The sequence below is a fragment of the Kitasatospora sp. NPDC088783 genome (genome assembly GCF_044750705.1).
Classification (GTDB): domain Bacteria; phylum Actinomycetota; class Actinomycetes; order Streptomycetales; family Streptomycetaceae; genus Kitasatospora; species Kitasatospora fiedleri.
Map to the genome: position 1 here is coordinate 263,703 of NZ_JBIVKJ010000003.1, position 14,519 is coordinate 278,221.

The following is a 14,519-nucleotide window of genomic DNA, read 5'->3' on the forward strand; positions in this document are numbered from 1 at the left end:
CCGAGTGTCGCGGCATCCGACCCGGGCCGTCGGCCCGGGTCGTCTCCCCCGGGGGGCACGCCGGACCGGACGGCCCGTCAACGGCCGCGCCGCGTCCCCCTCGTGGTCCATCGTCGCATCACCCGCACACCGCGTACACCTGCTCCGTCCGTTTTGGCGGAGCGGGGCCGAAGCCCGGCGAGATCGCTTCGGCTCTTTGTCGATTTCCCGACACTGAGCCCCACAAACCCCGGCCACGCATCGTACCGGAGTCGATCAACTCCGCGCGCCCGCAAGGGGGAAGGCCCGGAGGACGGAATCCTCCGGGCCTTCCTTAAAAGGGTCTTGACGGAGCCTCAGCTGACACTGAAGTCGTCGGCCTGGTAGGCACCCTGTCCGTACCAACCATGGACCCAGACGGTCACCGAGGTGACCGAGGCGCCGGTGGTGAACTTGGTGGACAGCTGCGTCCACGCGCTCCCGCCGGGGGTCCAGGTCGAGCTGTCCGCGCCGGAGCCGGTGACGCCCAGGTAGGTGTAGTTGCCCTTGACCCAGGCGGACAGCGTGTAGGCGGTGTTCGGCTTGACCGTGACGGTCTGCTGGCACTGCGCGGTGTCACCGGCGCTCGCGTTGCCCTGCAGGGCGTAGGAGCCGGTGTGCCCGCCGCCGACCACGGCGCCGCCCGAGCAGGTCCACGGGCTGAGCGCGCCGGACTCCAGGCCGGGGTTGGCCACGATCCCGCCGCCGGGCGAGGTCGGCGAGGAGGACGGGCTGCCGGACGGGCTGCCGGACGGCGAGGTCGAGGGGCTGGTCGACGGGCTGGTGGACGGGCTGGTGGACGGCGACGGCGACGGGGACTTCGACGGCGAGGCGCTGGCGCTCGGCGAGCCGGTCGGCGGGGCCGGGCAGGAGGCGGCCGAGCCGCCGGTCGCGGTCATCAGCGGGTTGAGCAGCGCCGCGTTCGGGTCGTCGTAGAGCGAGAAGACGAACGATCCGCCGAGTCCGTTGCAGTGCGCGTAGTCCATCTTGGCCTGGATGGACTTGGCGTTCTCGCCGGACCAGAAGGTGGTGCCGTCGTAGAAGTACGCGGCCTGCGCGGCGGCGTCCCAGTAGGTGTAGGCGGGGTTGTCCACCGTCCCGAGCAGTTCCTTGTACATCCGCACGCCCGCGACGTTGCCGGAGTTCGGCGCGCCGGGGGCCGGGCCGGCCGCGGGCTGGAACAGCCCGTGGTTGGCCCCGGCCGCCACGCCGGTCCAGCCGCGGTAGTAGAGCGGGACGCCCATGTTCAGCTTGTTCGCCGGGAACCCGCCGGGGATGCCGTACGAGGGGTCGCCGACCGTGTACGCCTTGATCGCCTCGTCGATGGAGTACTTGGCGTTGCCCGGCGGCACGTTGTTCATCGGGTCGTTCGGGCTCTGGTAGACCGGCGTCTGGTGGTTGGTCGGACCCTGGGCCTCCCAGCCGCCGTGCATGTCGTACGTCATCGGGTCCGCGAAGGTCAGGTACTGCCCGATCTTGTTGGTCTCGATGTTCTGGATCTTGTCCTGGCCGGCCGGCAGCGCCGCGCTCAGCGCGTAGGTCTTGCCGTCCGCGGCGCCCTGGGTGTTGAGCTCGCTGCGGAACTCGGCCAGCAGGGCGGTGAAGTTCTGCTTGTCGGCCGTCGAGGAGTGGTTGCCGGTGTGGCCGCCGCCGCCCGGGTACTCCCAGTCGATGTCGAAGCCGTCGAAGATGCCCTTGCCGGTGCCCGGGCCGCCGTAGCCGCCCTGGGCGGGCAGGTTGCCCTTGATGAACATGTCGACGCAGGAGGAGACCAGCTTCTTGCGCGAGGCGTCGGTGGCCGCCGCGTCGGAGAAGTACTTGGAGTACGTCCACCCGCCGATCGACAGCAGCACCTTGAGCTTCGGGTACTTCGCCTTCAGCTCCTGGAGCTGGTGGAAGTTGCCGGCCAGCGGCTGGTTCCAGGTGTCGGTGGAGTTGTCGACGCTGTTGCCGTTGGCGAAGGTCTTGGCGTAGTCGGCGTAGTAGTCGCCCGCGCCGTCGCCGGCGTTCGGGTTGTTCTCGTCCTGGGAGGCCGCCGAGTTGGCCTCGAAGCAGGTCAGGTTGGCCGGGTCGATGTTGGCGAAGTCGTACAGCAGGTAGTCGAGCTTCCCGGCCATGCCGTTGGTGTCGACGTTCTTCAGGTAGTAGGCGTTCTGGTAGATCGACCACTGGTCGAAGTACGCGACCTTGATGCCGCCGCTGGTGGCGGGGGCCCCGGTGGTGTTGCCCGGTCCGGCGCTCGCGCTGGGGGCTCCCAGCAGTGAGACCGCCCCGGCGAGCAGCGTGGCGGCCGCGGCCGTGACGGCCCAGGCCCTGCGATTGTGGCGATGCATGCGGATGTGCCTCTCTCCTGTCACGTGGGGATGCAGGAACGCCGTCCGACACCCGGTCGGGGAGAGCGGCAGACGGAGCCGGCACGTGATCAATTCCCGTTGCCGGCAAAGGAATTGCAACGCATCAAGGCGGACGGTGGGGGCCGCCCGCCATGGGCATGACTCAGATTGGACTGGACCACATGGGGTGTCAATCGGCCCGACGCCCAAGGAATGGCAAAGGCCCGGAGGCTGATGCCTCCGGGCCTTTCGCTACTGAGTAGCGGGGACAGGATTTGAACCTGCGACCTCTGGGTTATGAGCCCAGCGAGCTACCGAGCTGCTCCACCCCGCGTCGGTGAAACCACTGTATCACGATCACGGGGTGGACCAACAAACCGGTTTCCGCAGCTCAGCCCGTCGGCGAGGCCGAGGGCGCGGCGGGGGGCGAGGCGGGCGGGGAGGCGGACGGCGAGGCGGCGGCCCCGCCGCCCGGCTGGGCCGGCGCGGTGGCGCCGGACGCCTTCTGCTCGGCGGCCATCGCGTCGCCGATGGCCTTCTTCAGCGCCTCCTGGGCCTTGCCGTACGCCGTCCAGTCGCCGTTCTTCAGCGCCGCCTGGCCGTCGTCGAAGGCCTTCTGCGCCTCGGTGAGCGCCTGCTGCACCTCCGGGCTGTCCGGCGTGGTGGGCGTGGTCGGCGTCCCGGTGCCCGGGTTCTGCGGGTCGGCCGGGGCGGTCGGGGTGGTGGCCCCGTCGGCCGCGCCGCCGAGCACCTTGGCCAGCGCCTGGTCCAGGGTGTCCTCCAGCGCCACGTTGTGGTCGCCGTACACCGCCAGCACCTTCTTCAGCACCGGCACCTTGGCGCCGCGGGCCACCAGGTACACCGGCTCCACGTTGAGGATGCCGCCGCCGACCGGCAGGGTCAGCAGGTTGCCGTAGACCACGTCGGAGTCGGTGCCGCTGCGCAGCAGGGTCAGCTGGCGGGCCACCTCGGAGTCCGAGTTGAACTTCGCCTGGGTCAGCGCCGGGCCGAGCGCGCCCGAACCGGACGGCATCCGCAGGATCCGCAGCTTGCCGTAGCCCGGCCCCGGGTCGGCGTCCGCGGTCATGAACGCGGCCAGGTTCTTGCGGCCCGAGGGCACGAAGGAGGTGGTCAGCGAGAAGCTGGCCTCCTGGGCGTCCGGCATCCGCAGCGTCAGGTAGTACGGCGGCTGCACCTCGTGGGTGTTGACCGTCGGGTCCTCCGGCACCTCCCAGATGTCGGTGCCGTTGAAGAACGCCGTGGCGTCCGTCATGTGGTACTGCCCGAGCAGGTCGCGCTGCACCTTGAACAGGTCCTGCGGGTAGCGCAGGTGCGGCAGCAGGGTGGCCGGGATGTCCGCCTTGGCCTTCACCGTGTCCGGGAACGCCTTCATCCAGGTCTTCAGCACCGGGTCGGCCTCGTCCCACTGGTAGAGCGTCACCTCGCCGGTGTACGCGTCCACGGTGGCCTTCACCGAGTTGCGGATGTAGTTGACCTGGTTGACGGCGGTCAGGGTGCGCCCGCGCTGGTCGGTCAGCGAGTCCTTGGTGGCGTCGCCGAAGGTGGTCTTGGACGAGAACGGGTACCCGTCCGAGGTGGTGTAGCCGTCCAGCACCCACACCAGCCGGCCGTTCTGCACCACCGGGTACGGGTCGGCGTCGATCGACAGCCACGGCGCGACCTTCTCGACCCGCTCCTTCGGGGTGCGGTCGTAGAGGATCTTCGCGTCGTCCTTGATCGCCCCCGAGTACAGGATCTGCGGCTCGGCGAACTTCAGCGCGTACGCGGCCCGGGTCAGCGGGTTGTTCAGCGAGACGCCGCTGCCGCCGCTGTACTGGGAGGTCTGGTCCGGCTGGCCGTCCCGGGTGTAGTCGATCTCGTCCAGGCCGGGCCCGACGACGGAGTACATCGTCGTCTTCTCGCCGTAGTACACCCGCTGCTCGTAGCTGCCCATGCTGCCCTCGGCGGGCAGCGAGTGCTCGGTGTAGACCGGGTTGCCGTTCGAGTCGACCTGGTTGCCCTTGGCGGCGACCACGCCGTACCCGTGGGTGTACTTGAAGTGGTCGTTGATGAAGTTGTGCTGCTGGACGCCGGTCAGGTCCAGCTCGCGCACGCCCAGTACGGTGTCCTGGTCGCCGTAGCGGTCCACGTCCAGCGTCTTCGGGAACGCGTAGTAGTTGCGCAGCGCCTGGTTCTGCTGGAACGTCGGCGAGACCACGTTCGGGTCCAGCAGCCGGATGTCGGAGACGGTCTGGGCGTCCTTGGCGAGCGTGCCGGCGTCGGTGGAGTCGGTCGGCGCGTACTGCTGCTCGGCCACGTCCGCGATGCCGTACGCCTGCCTGGTCGCGTCGATGTTCTTCTGGATGTACGCGGTCTCCTTGGCCTGCTCGTTCGGCTTGACCTGGAACTGCTGCACCAGCGCCGGGTAGAGCCCGCCGACCAGGATCGCCGACAGCGCCATCAGCCCGAAGCCGATCAGCGCCGGCGCCCAGGTCCGCCGGATCGGGGTCAGGAAGAACAGCAGCGCGCAGATGACCGCGACGAAGAACAGGATCGTCTTGGCCGGCAGGAACGCGTTGGCGTCCACGTAGCGCAGGCCGGTCCAGCCGTCGACGTTCTTGTACGACTCGCTCTTCACCGCCAGCGCGTACCGGTCCAGCCAGTACGCGACCGCCTTCAGCAGCACGAACACGCCCAGCAGCACGGCCAGGTGGCCCTGCGCCCCGGCGCTCGCCCGCCGCCCGGGCCCCTGCAGCCGCAGGCCCCCGTACAGGTAGTGCACGGCGGTGGCCGCCAGCAGCGACACGATCACCGCGCTGAAGCCGAAGCCCAGCACGAACTCGTACCAGGGCAGCTTGAACGCGTAGTAGGAGACGTCCTTGTGGAACTGGCCGTCCTTCACGCCGAACGCGGTGCCGTTGACCCACAGCATCCACGTCCGCCACTGCGCGCCCGCCGCGGCGCCGGCCGCCAGGCCGACCAGCAGCGACAGGCCGATCATCAGCCACTTGCGGAACGGCGCGATGCCCATCCGGTAGCGGTCCAGGCTCTGCTGCTCCACCGACATCGCGGCCAGCGGCGGCCGCAGCCGGTACGCCAGCCACAGGTTGAAGCCGACCACCAGCGCCATCAGCAGCCCGAAGACCGCGAACAGCCCGGCCTTGGCGCCCAGTTGCGCGGTGAACACCGAGCCGTAGCGCACCGAGTCGAACCACAGCCAGTCGGTCCACAGCCCCGCGAACAGCACGAACAGCACGAACAGCGCCGCCAGGACGCCCAGCGTCAGCAGCAGCACCTTCGCCCGGCGCGACGGCGGCCCGACTCTCGCTCGGAAACCCGGACCGGAGCGGTCCGGCATCTGGAAGGTCAAGGCGCCACCTCAGCTGTCGTCGTTGGGAATGCCCGCTGCCGCACCGATAACCGGCAGCGGTCTCCCCATGCAACTTAATCAGTCTTTACCTGAGTTCCCGGTGGCTGCGTCGGAGTTGGAGACGGCCCCCCCGGACGTGTGAGGATGACCCCATGTCCGACTCCCCTGACCTGACCGCCGCCACCTCCGGCCCGCCCGCGGCCACCCCGCTCACCCGGGCCGCCCTGGAGATCGACGAGCACGCCGCGACCCTCGGCTGGGACCTCCCGGCCCGCCTGTTCGCCCTGGTCGACAACGCCCAGATGCTCAAGGCCAACCCGCGGCTCGCCTCGCAGCTCGGCCTGGACGACAACCCGACCGGGCTCACCCCGGTCGAGCAGGAGGAGATCCCCCCGGGCACCGAGCTCGACCGCTTCCTCGGCACCATCGCCTGGCCCGACGGCGTGGTCGGCTGCGCCCTGGTGGTCGAGCGCCTGATGCTCCCGCCCGGCGCCGAGGCCACCCGGCCGAAGAACGCCACCGAGAAGGAGATCAACGACTGGGTGGCCACCCACCCGCAGCGCCAGGAGGTCCGGATCACCGCGGCCGTGCTGCGCGACGGCGCCAAGGAGGTCGCGCTGCGGCTGCGCGAGAAGGACCTCGCGCGCGAGGTGCTCACCGGCCCCGAACTCGTCCCCAACCTGACGGACGCCCTGCTCGCGACGTTCTCCTGACCGCCCGGGGCCCCGCCGGGGCCCCCGCCGGGGTGACTAACCGCATTTCGGCAGCGCGGCCCTGTCGCCGGCCCGGATGCCGTCCAGGGCCTTCACCGCGCCGTCCAGGTTCTCGACCTTGACCAGGGTGAGGCCGGACGGGGTGCCCTTGGTCGCCTCGGCGCAGTTGTCCGCGGGGGTGAAGAAGTACTCGGCGCCCTTGTCGCGGGCGGCGATCAGCTTCATCTGGATGCCGCCGATCGGGCCGACCGCGCCGTCGTCGTCGATGGTGCCGGTGCCCGCCACGAACGTGCCGCCGGTGAGGTCGGTGGGGGTGAGCTTGTCGACGATGCCGAGGGCGAACATCAGGCCGGCGCTGGGGCCGCCGACGTCCTGCAGGCCGATGTCGATCTTGAACGGGTAGACGTGGTCGACGCCGGGCGTGATCCCGACGACCGCCCGCTCCGGGCCGTCGTCCGCGGACTTGCCGGTGACGATCGGCACCTCGACCCGGTCCGCCGGGTCCGGCGTCGCGCCGGCCTTGGCGTGCGGCACCACGGTGAAGACGGTGGTCTCGCCGGGCTTGTGCCTGGTCACCTGCGCGGCGACCTGGGCCTGGCTGGAGATGGCCGTGCCGTCCACCGCGACGATCTGGTCGCCGGCGTGCAGCTTGCCCTCGGCGGGCCCGCCCGCGGCCACCGAGGAGACGATGATCTCGGTGCCGACCGGGATGTCCAGCTGCTTGAGGGCCGCGGTCTTGGCGCTGTCCTCGGAGGAGGCGAACTGCTCGGCGTTCTCCTGCTGGGCCTCCTGGTCGGTCTGGCCCTTCGGGTAGACGTTGTCGTGCGGGACGACCAGCACGTCGTCCCGCACCCAGCCGACGATCGCCGAGACCAGGCTGGGCTGGTACTTCGCCCCGGTGACCTGGACCGTGGTCATGTTGAGGTGGCCGCTGGTCGGGTAGGTCTCGTGGCCGGTGATGGTGATCACCGGGGTGCCGGTCTTGTCCTGCGTGCCGAGGGTGTTGTACGTCGGCCCCGGGCTCATCTCGGTGAACGGCACCTTGAACAGCACCGAGGCACAGAGCAGGCCTATCAGCAGCAGGGTGGCGGCGAGCATCGTCGACGATCGGCGTGGCATGGCACGACAGTACGGGAAGTGCGGTTCGGGGTGCACCGGCGGTCCGCGCCCGGCACCGCCGATCGGGGACGGGCCGGTCAGTCCCGGGCGCCGGTGCTGCGCTCCATCGCGGCGCGGAACCGCTCGTGCTCGGCGAGCGAGGTCGGATCGGTCATCGCGCGGGGCGGCCGGGCCGCCCAGGTGGCCCAGACCGCGGCCAGCACCCCGGCCACCACAGGAATGCTCAACCAGGCGAGCACAGCCATTTTCGAACTCCCCACAGGCTCGTCATGCGTATCAGCAGATTAGCCGCCTGCTGGGGGAACGGCGCGAGCGGCATCCGGGTTACGGGACGGGGCCCGTTCTCCACCGCACGGCGGTACCGCCGAACGGGGAACGAGCGCCGCCCGGGGCCGGACACGGGGGCGTCAGCAGGAGCCGGCGCCGACCCACTCCTCCTCGCCGTCGGCGAAGACCTGGTGCTTCCAGATCGGCACCTCGTGCTTGAGGTCGTCGATCAGCCGCCGGGCCGCCGCGAACGCCTCGCCGCGGTGCGGGCAGGACACCGCGACGATCACCGCGACGTCGCCGATCCCCAGCCGGCCGGTGCGGTGCACCGCCGCCAGCGCCCGGACCGGGAAGTCCGCGCAGACCTTCTCGGCGATCCGGCGCAGCTCGCGCGCGGCGGTCGGGTGGGCGCTGTACTCCAGCGCGGCGACCGGCTTGCCGCCGTCGTGGTCGCGCACCGTGCCGACGAACAGGGTGGTGCCGCCGGCCGCGTCGTCGCCGACCGCGGCGTGCACCTCGTCCAGCGAGAGCGGGGTGTCGCGGACGGCGAGCAGGCGGATCGGGTCGTGGTTCTCGGACATGCCCACCATCATTCCGCATCCCCGGCCAGCGGCCGCAAGGATTTTCGTATCACGATGCGGTAATTCCATGATGCGGAAAGATGTCGGTTCAGATCCGGCGCTGCCTGCGGGCCCGCCGGACCAGCGCAGCGGTGCCGATCAGCGCCACCGTGGCCCCGGCCGCGCCCAGGCTGGTGGCGGCCTCCTTGCCGCCGAGCCGGCGCCCGGCCACCGCGTGCTTGCCCGACACCTGGGCGAGCAGCTCGGCCAGCACCTCCTCGTTGCTGTGCCGCGGCCGCCAGCCCGCCTCGTGCAGCCGGCTGCCGGACACCACCCACGGGTACATGGTGTACGCGAGGTCCCCGGCCGGGGCCGGGGTCAGGCCGAGCCGGTGCAGCCGGGCCGCGGTGCCCAGGGCCAGCGAGGCGGGCAGCTCCATCCGGCGGATCCCGGACAGCTCCTCCACGTCCTCCTGCTCCAGCCAGCCGTCGCAGCCGACCGTCACCTCGCCCTCCACCAGGCCGAGCGCCGCGTACTCCAGCGCCGAGGCCAGGTCGTCCAGGTGGCAGAACTGCCAGCACGGGCGGGAGCCCGCCACCACCAGCAGCCGCGGCGCCTCGAAGTGCCGGGTCAGCACGGTGTCGATGCCGGGGCCGACCACCACGGCCGGGCGCAGCACGGTGATCTGCAGGCCCGGGTGGGCGCGCGGCGCGCGGCGGGCCAGGCGCTCGATCTCCAGCAGGTCGCCGACCAGCGAGGCCTCCTCGGTGGCCCGCAGCTCGGAGTCCTCGGCCAGCGGGACCTCGTTGTCGGGCAGCGCGCCGTAGACCATCGCGGAGGTGCACAGCACCACCCGGTGCACCCCGGCCGCCGCGGCGGCGGTCACCACGGTCTGCGCGCCGCGCACGTTGTAGGCGCTGCGGGCCCGCGGGTCGGACTCCATGCCGAGGTCCATCGCCAGGTGGACCACCACGTCGACGCCGGACAGCCGCTCGGCCACCGCCGGGTCGCGCACGTCCAGCACCCGCCACTGCACGCCGGGCACCTCGCCGCGCCGGTCGTCCACCGCCAGCACCCGGCGCACGTGCGGGGAGTCGACCAGCCGCTGCGCGACGCGCTCGCCGAGCACGCCCGCCGCGCCGGTGACCGCCACGGTCAGCGGCTTGCCGCCGTAGGCTGGAATCGGCGAACCGGCGTCGGCCGGCACGCCCTCGCCCTCGGTCAGCCCAGAGCGAACGTCCGAAGGCGGGGAACTCACCGGCCATCCTCCACGGTTAGCTTAAGTGCGGACGTACGAGTGTCACGCACTCGACCATCCTGCCCGAGGCTCGGCCCCGGCGGTGCACCCGGCGCGGTCGCCGCGAGACCATTGAAACCGCTCGGAGCCCCCGGGCGGCAGACTTTCCCGCCACACCACCCGCGTGACGGCCGATCAGATCGAGGACCCCGTGAGCGACCTCCCCTTCGGATTCGGCGTTCCCCCCGAGGAGCCCGAGGACGGCGAGAACAAGGGCAAGAAGGACGGCGAGCCGGGCGACTCGACCCCGCAGCAGCCGTTCGGCTTCGGCAGCGGAAACCCCTTCGGGGCGCTGTTCGGCATGGGCGGCCCCGGCGGCGGCCAGGGCGGGGACAACCCGTTCGCCGCGATGATGGGCGGCTTCAACCCCAACGACCTCGGCGCGGCGTTCCAGCAACTCGGGCAGATGCTCTCGTTCGAGGGCGGCCCGGTGAACTGGGACCTGGCCAAGAACATCGCCCGGCAGACCGTGGTCGCCGAGCAGCCCGAGGGGAAGACCAAGGACCGCTCGGTCGGCGCGGCCGAGCGCACCGCCGTCACCGAGGCCGTCCGGCTGGCCGACCTGTGGCTGGACTCCGCGACCGAGTTCCCGTCCACCTCCTCCGCGGCGGTGGCCTGGAGCCGCGCCGAGTGGATCGAGGCCACCCTGCCGGTCTGGAAGGACCTGGTCGACCCGGTCGCCGAGCGGGTCGGCAACGCCATGGGCGGCGTGCTGCCCGAGGAGATGCAGGCCGTGGCTGGGCCGCTGATGGGCATGATGCGCTCGATGGGCGGCGCCATGTTCGGCACCCAGATCGGGCAGGCGCTCGGTGCGCTGGCCGCCGAGGTGCTCGGCTCCACCGACGTCGGCCTGCCGCTGGCCCCCGCCGGGAAGGCCGCGCTGCTGCCGCAGAACATCGCCGAGTTCGGCGAGGGGCTGAACGTGCCGGCCGAGGAGGTCCGGCTCTACCTGGCCCTGCGCGAGGCCGCCCACCAGCGCCTGTTCGCGCACGTGCCGTGGCTGCGGGCGCACCTGTTCGGCGCCGTCGAGGCGTACGCGCGCGGCATCAAGGTCGACACCTCGCGGATGGAGGAGCTGGTCGGCCAGCTCGACCCGTCCAACCCCGAGGCCCTCCAGGAGGCGCTGGCCGGCGGCCTGCTCCAGCCCGAGGACACCCCCGCGCAGAAGGCCGCGCTGGCCCGGCTGGAGACCGCCCTCGCCCTGGTCGAGGGCTGGGTCGACGCCGTGGTGCACACCGCCGCCGCCCCGCACCTGCCGCACGCCGCCGCGCTGCGCGAGACGCTCCGCCGCCGCCGCGCCTCCGGCGGCCCCGCCGAGCAGACCTTCGCCACCCTGGTCGGCCTCGAACTGCGCCCGCGCCGCCTGCGCGACGCCTCCCGCCTCTGGGCCTCGCTCGCCGACGCCCGCGGCGTCGAGGGCCGCGACGCGCTGTGGAGCCACCCCGACATGCTGCCCACCGCCGCCGACCTGGACGACCCGGACGGCTTCGTGCACCGGGACACCGCGGCGGTGGCCGAGGGCGGCTTCGACTTCGACGCGCTGGACAAGCTGCTCGGCGAGGCGGCGGGCGGCGGGGCCGGTTCCGGCTCCGGTGCCGGCTCCGGTGCCGGGAAGGCGGACCTGCGCAAGGGCAAGGACGGCGGGGCGGACGGGGCGGCGGAGGAGTCCGCGGAGCAGCCCGCGGAGGACGCCCCGAAGGCTGCCCCGGACGACGCCCCGGGTGATGCCCCGGGCGAGGACGGTAAGGGCGAGGACGGCGGCGAGCAGGGTCCGGAGGGCACCGCCAAGTGACCGCGCTGCACGCCGACGCCGTCCGCGTCCTCACCGACTGGGTGCCCGACGGCGCCGGGCAGGACGAACTGCGCCGCGACTACCTGGCCCACCTGGCCGACCGCCCCGACGGCATGTGGCGGGCCTGCCTGCCCGGGCACCTCACCGCCAGCGCGCTGGTGGTCGACCCGGACGGCGGGCGGGTGCTGCTCACCCTGCACCCGAAGGTCGGGCTGTGGCTGCAGATGGGCGGCCACTGCGAGCCCGGCGACGGCACGCTGGCCGCGGCGGCGCTGCGCGAGGCGGTCGAGGAGTCCGGCATCGCCGGCCTGGCGCTGCTCGCCGTCGACGGCCGCCCCGCGCCCGTGAAGCTGGACCGGCACCGGGTGCGCTGCACCGGGAAGGACCGGCCGGAGAACACCCACCTCGACGTGCAGTACGTGGCGCTGGCCCCGGCCGGGGCGCGCGAGCTGATCAGCGAGGAGTCACTGGACCTGCGCTGGTTCGGCTGGGACGAGCTGCCCGCCGACACCGACCGCTCGGTGCGCGACCTGGTCGCGCGGGCCCGCGCGCTGGTCTGACGCCCTCCCCGCACCGGCCCGGCGTCCTCCGCCGTCCCGTAGGCCCTCGATCGCCCCGGCGGGGCCGGTCGGGGGCCTCCGTGCCGCTCCCGGGCCGGGCCGGTGGTGCGGCGGCCGGGGAGCGGGACGTCAGGTGAGGTGGGCGGGCGGGACGTGCGGCAGCCGGGCGGCGGAGGCGACGCCCTCCAGGTAGCCGCGGGCGCGCTCGGTGCGGGGGTAGGCGTCCAGCAGGGCCCAGAACCGGGGGCCGTGGTCGGGGACCAGCAGGTGCGCGAGCTCGTGCAGCAGGACGTAGTCGACCACGTACTCGGGCATGCCCTGGAGGCGGTGGGAGAGCCGGATGGTGCGCTCGCTGGGGGTGCAGGAGCCCCAGCGGGAGTTCTGGTTGGTGACCCAGCGGACCTGCTCGGGGACGGCGCGACCGCCCAGGTAGAGCCGCGAGAGCTCGCGGGCGCGGGACTGCAGCGCCTCGTCGCCGAGCATCCGGCGGCTCTCCTGCGCGGCCAGCTTGTCGAGCATCTGGGCCACCCAGCGCTGCTCCTCGGCGTGCGACATCCGGGCCGGGATCAGCACCACGGTGCGGTCGCCCTCGCGGTAGGCGGAGACGGTGCGGCTGCGGCGGGCGCTGCGGCGGACCTCGACCTTGCCGCGGTCGACGCCGCCGCGCTCCGGGCCGGTGCGGTCGAGGCCGCCGTGGTCGAGGCCGCCGCGGTCGGCCGCGCAGGTCGGATCGGGGGTGTGCTCGCGGTCGGATGTGCACTCACGATCGGCCCCGGTGCTGGCATGCGCACCGGGCGCCGCGACCGTCGGACCGGAGGCTGCCCGGGCACGCCGATGCGACGCCGACCGATGGGAGTCCCGTTCGGCTGCCATGGCACAGGACGTTACCCCGTCCCCGTGACAGAAGTCCGGCAGCGGGACGGCGCGGCCCACGGGTCCACCCGGGTGCGTTGTCCACAGGTGGTGCGCGGCGATGAACCGATCGTCACACCGGGGCTGTGGACAACGGATTTCCGCCGGTCCGGACGGGCGGGCAAGCTGCGGTCACCGGCGATCCCGACGCCGGGGTCCCGACCGTGGGAGGTACCCGCATGCGCCCCGTGATCAAGCCCGCCCTGTCCCGGCTCTGGCGGGAGAAGCAGACCCTGCAGTTCGGCACCGTACGGCGGCACGCCCGGCTGATCGAGGGTGTCGACCGCAAGCTGGCCGGCTTCCTGGAACTGATCGACGGCAGCCGGGACGGCCCCGCGCTGATCGCCGCCGGGCAGCGGCTCGGGCTGGGCGCCGAGTACTGCCGGGCGGTGCTCGACTCGCTCGGCCGCAGCGAGCTGCTGGACGACGCCCAGGCCCTGCGGGACGTGCTGGAGCTGTACCCACCCGCCCGGCGCGACCTGCTCGGCCCCGACCTGGCCTCGCTCTCCCTGGTGCACCCCGCGCCGGGCGAGGCCGCCGCCGTGCTGCACGGCCGGGTCCGGGCCCGGGTCGAGGTGCGCGGCGCCGGGCGGGTCGGGGCCGCCGTCGGGGCCGCGCTGGCGGCCGGCGGGATCGGCGAGGTCGCGGTGCTGGACCGCGGCCGGGTCGCCGCCCGGGACTGCCTGCCCGGCGGCCTGCCCCCGGGCGACATCGGGCGGCTGCGCTCCACCGCCGCCCGCGAGCTGGTGCACCGCGTCACCGGCGCCCCGGTGGGCGAGCGCTACCGGCGCCCGCCCGCCGCTCCCCCGCCGCCCACCCTGGTGGTGCTCGCCCCGAGGGACGGCTCCGCCGCGTACACCGGGGCCGCGGTGGACGCCCAGGAGCTGATGCGGGCCGGCGTCCCGCACCTGTACACCGGGGTGCTCGAACACCTCGGCGTGGTCGGCCCGCTGGTCGTCCCCGGCGCCTCCGCCTGCGGCAGCTGCGCGACCCTGGCCCGGCGCGACGAGGACGAGGCGTGGCCCCGGCTGCTGGCCCAGCTGATCGACGAGGGCCCCGGCCGGGCCCGCGTCCCGGCCTGCGACGGCGCGGTCGCGGCCTCGGTCGCGGGGCTCGCCGCGCTGCACGCCCAGCTGTACCTGGACGGAGTGCTGCCGCCGAGCGTGGACGGCTGGTGCGAGCTGTCCGCCGCCGACGGCATGGTCCGGCGGCTGCGGCTGCGCAGCCACCCGGACTGCGGTTGCCTCTGGCAGTCCGCCACACCGGGGCGAACGGGCACAATGGCCTAGGACGAGCCCTGGGGCCCGTCCGGCAGCCCGCGAGCCCGATCCGTCGCCACCCGTCCCGGTGCACCGCTTCCGGAGGCCGGGCGGGCGGCGGCCGTCGGGGCCGGAGCCGCCGGACGGGTCCGGGAGCGCCGCTGTACCGACCGCCGGCGGGGCGCCGGTCGGTCCGGAGGATCAGGAGGTCCGGTGAGCGATCTACCGCGCAAGGCAAGGACCGGCCCGGCCCGGCCGGTCGCCCACCCGTGCGCCGGGGCGGCTCCGGCCACCGCCGGCCGCACCGTCCGGACGGAGG

The 14,519-nt window shown here is 73.1% G+C and carries 11 protein-coding genes and 1 tRNA gene; 4 read left to right on the top strand and 8 right to left on the bottom strand.

The features are described from left to right. Positions 1-335: 335 nt before the first annotated feature. The 3 genes from ACIP60_RS09715 to ACIP60_RS09725 form a co-directional block, all read right to left on the bottom strand. Entirely contained in the window at positions 336-2,351 is a 2,016-nt protein-coding gene (locus ACIP60_RS09715; RefSeq protein WP_400681962.1) for a glycosyl hydrolase family 18 protein, read from the bottom strand. Positions 2,352-2,611: 260 nt separating this feature from the next. Next, positions 2,612-2,685, bottom strand: a tRNA-Met gene (locus ACIP60_RS09720). A 57-nt stretch (positions 2,686-2,742) separates the two neighbouring features. Then, positions 2,743-5,709 carry a UPF0182 family protein gene (locus tag ACIP60_RS09725; protein WP_400682656.1) on the bottom strand — a complete coding sequence of 989 codons (2,967 nt, stop codon included), beginning with the start codon at positions 5,707-5,709 and terminating at the stop codon, positions 2,743-2,745. A 164-nt stretch (positions 5,710-5,873) separates the two neighbouring features. Here ACIP60_RS09725 and ACIP60_RS09730 point away from each other — a divergent pair, with 164 nt between their 5' ends. Then, a complete protein-coding gene (locus tag ACIP60_RS09730) occupies positions 5,874-6,434 on the top strand; it encodes a PPA1309 family protein (protein WP_400681964.1) in 561 nt (186 codons plus the stop codon). A gap of 36 nt (positions 6,435-6,470) precedes the next feature. Here the strand turns inward: ACIP60_RS09730 and ACIP60_RS09735 are convergent, their stop codons facing one another. The 4 genes from ACIP60_RS09735 to ACIP60_RS09750 form a co-directional block, all read right to left on the bottom strand. Beyond that, a complete protein-coding gene (locus ACIP60_RS09735; RefSeq protein ID WP_400681966.1) occupies positions 6,471-7,553 on the bottom strand; it encodes a PDZ domain-containing protein in 1,083 nt (360 codons plus the stop codon). 77 nt (positions 7,554-7,630) lie between these two features. Beyond that, a complete protein-coding gene (locus ACIP60_RS09740) occupies positions 7,631-7,798 on the bottom strand; it encodes a hypothetical protein (protein WP_199528107.1) in 168 nt (55 codons plus the stop codon). A gap of 162 nt (positions 7,799-7,960) precedes the next feature. Further along, on the bottom strand, positions 7,961-8,401 hold the full coding sequence (locus tag ACIP60_RS09745) for a molybdenum cofactor biosynthesis protein MoaE (RefSeq protein ID WP_233533604.1): 441 nt from the start codon (positions 8,399-8,401) through the stop codon (positions 7,961-7,963). Positions 8,402-8,489: 88 nt separating this feature from the next. Continuing rightward, positions 8,490-9,638: an NAD-dependent epimerase/dehydratase family protein gene (locus ACIP60_RS09750; RefSeq protein WP_400681969.1), complete on the bottom strand. Its 1,149-nt coding sequence runs from the start codon at positions 9,636-9,638 to the stop codon at positions 8,490-8,492. 190 nt (positions 9,639-9,828) lie between these two features. Between ACIP60_RS09750 and ACIP60_RS09755 the strand changes: the two genes are divergently transcribed. Next, positions 9,829-11,469: a zinc-dependent metalloprotease gene (locus tag ACIP60_RS09755; RefSeq protein WP_400682658.1), complete on the top strand. Its 1,641-nt coding sequence runs from the start codon at positions 9,829-9,831 to the stop codon at positions 11,467-11,469. Next, positions 11,466-12,029 carry an NUDIX hydrolase gene (locus ACIP60_RS09760; RefSeq protein ID WP_400681970.1) on the top strand — a complete coding sequence of 188 codons (564 nt, stop codon included), beginning with the start codon at positions 11,466-11,468 and terminating at the stop codon, positions 12,027-12,029. The genes ACIP60_RS09755 and ACIP60_RS09760 overlap by 4 nt, the downstream gene beginning before the upstream one ends. A gap of 129 nt (positions 12,030-12,158) precedes the next feature. Here the strand turns inward: ACIP60_RS09760 and ACIP60_RS09765 are convergent, their stop codons facing one another. Further along, entirely contained in the window at positions 12,159-12,902 is a 744-nt protein-coding gene (locus ACIP60_RS09765) for a M48 family metallopeptidase (RefSeq protein WP_400681972.1), read from the bottom strand. Positions 12,903-13,120: 218 nt separating this feature from the next. Here ACIP60_RS09765 and ACIP60_RS09770 point away from each other — a divergent pair, with 218 nt between their 5' ends. Next, positions 13,121-14,230, top strand: coding sequence for a ThiF family adenylyltransferase (locus ACIP60_RS09770; RefSeq protein ID WP_400681974.1), 1,110 nt, complete (start codon positions 13,121-13,123; stop codon positions 14,228-14,230). The last annotated feature ends 289 nt before the right edge of the window (positions 14,231-14,519 follow it).

Coding starts and splice junctions, on each gene's coding strand:
- ACIP60_RS09770 (WP_400681974.1), top strand. CDS start 13,121: ATGCGCCCCGTGATCAAGCCCGCCCTGTCCCGGCTCTGGCGGGAGAAG.
- ACIP60_RS09740 (WP_199528107.1), bottom strand. CDS start 7,798: ATGGCTGTGCTCGCCTGGTTGAGCATTCCTGTGGTGGCCGGGGTGCTG.
- ACIP60_RS09730 (WP_400681964.1), top strand. CDS start 5,874: ATGTCCGACTCCCCTGACCTGACCGCCGCCACCTCCGGCCCGCCCGCG.
- ACIP60_RS09715 (WP_400681962.1), bottom strand. CDS start 2,351: ATGCATCGCCACAATCGCAGGGCCTGGGCCGTCACGGCCGCGGCCGCC.
- ACIP60_RS09725 (WP_400682656.1), bottom strand. CDS start 5,709: ATGCCGGACCGCTCCGGTCCGGGTTTCCGAGCGAGAGTCGGGCCGCCG.
- ACIP60_RS09765 (WP_400681972.1), bottom strand. CDS start 12,902: ATGGCAGCCGAACGGGACTCCCATCGGTCGGCGTCGCATCGGCGTGCC.
- ACIP60_RS09745 (WP_233533604.1), bottom strand. CDS start 8,401: ATGTCCGAGAACCACGACCCGATCCGCCTGCTCGCCGTCCGCGACACC.
- ACIP60_RS09735 (WP_400681966.1), bottom strand. CDS start 7,553: ATGCCACGCCGATCGTCGACGATGCTCGCCGCCACCCTGCTGCTGATA.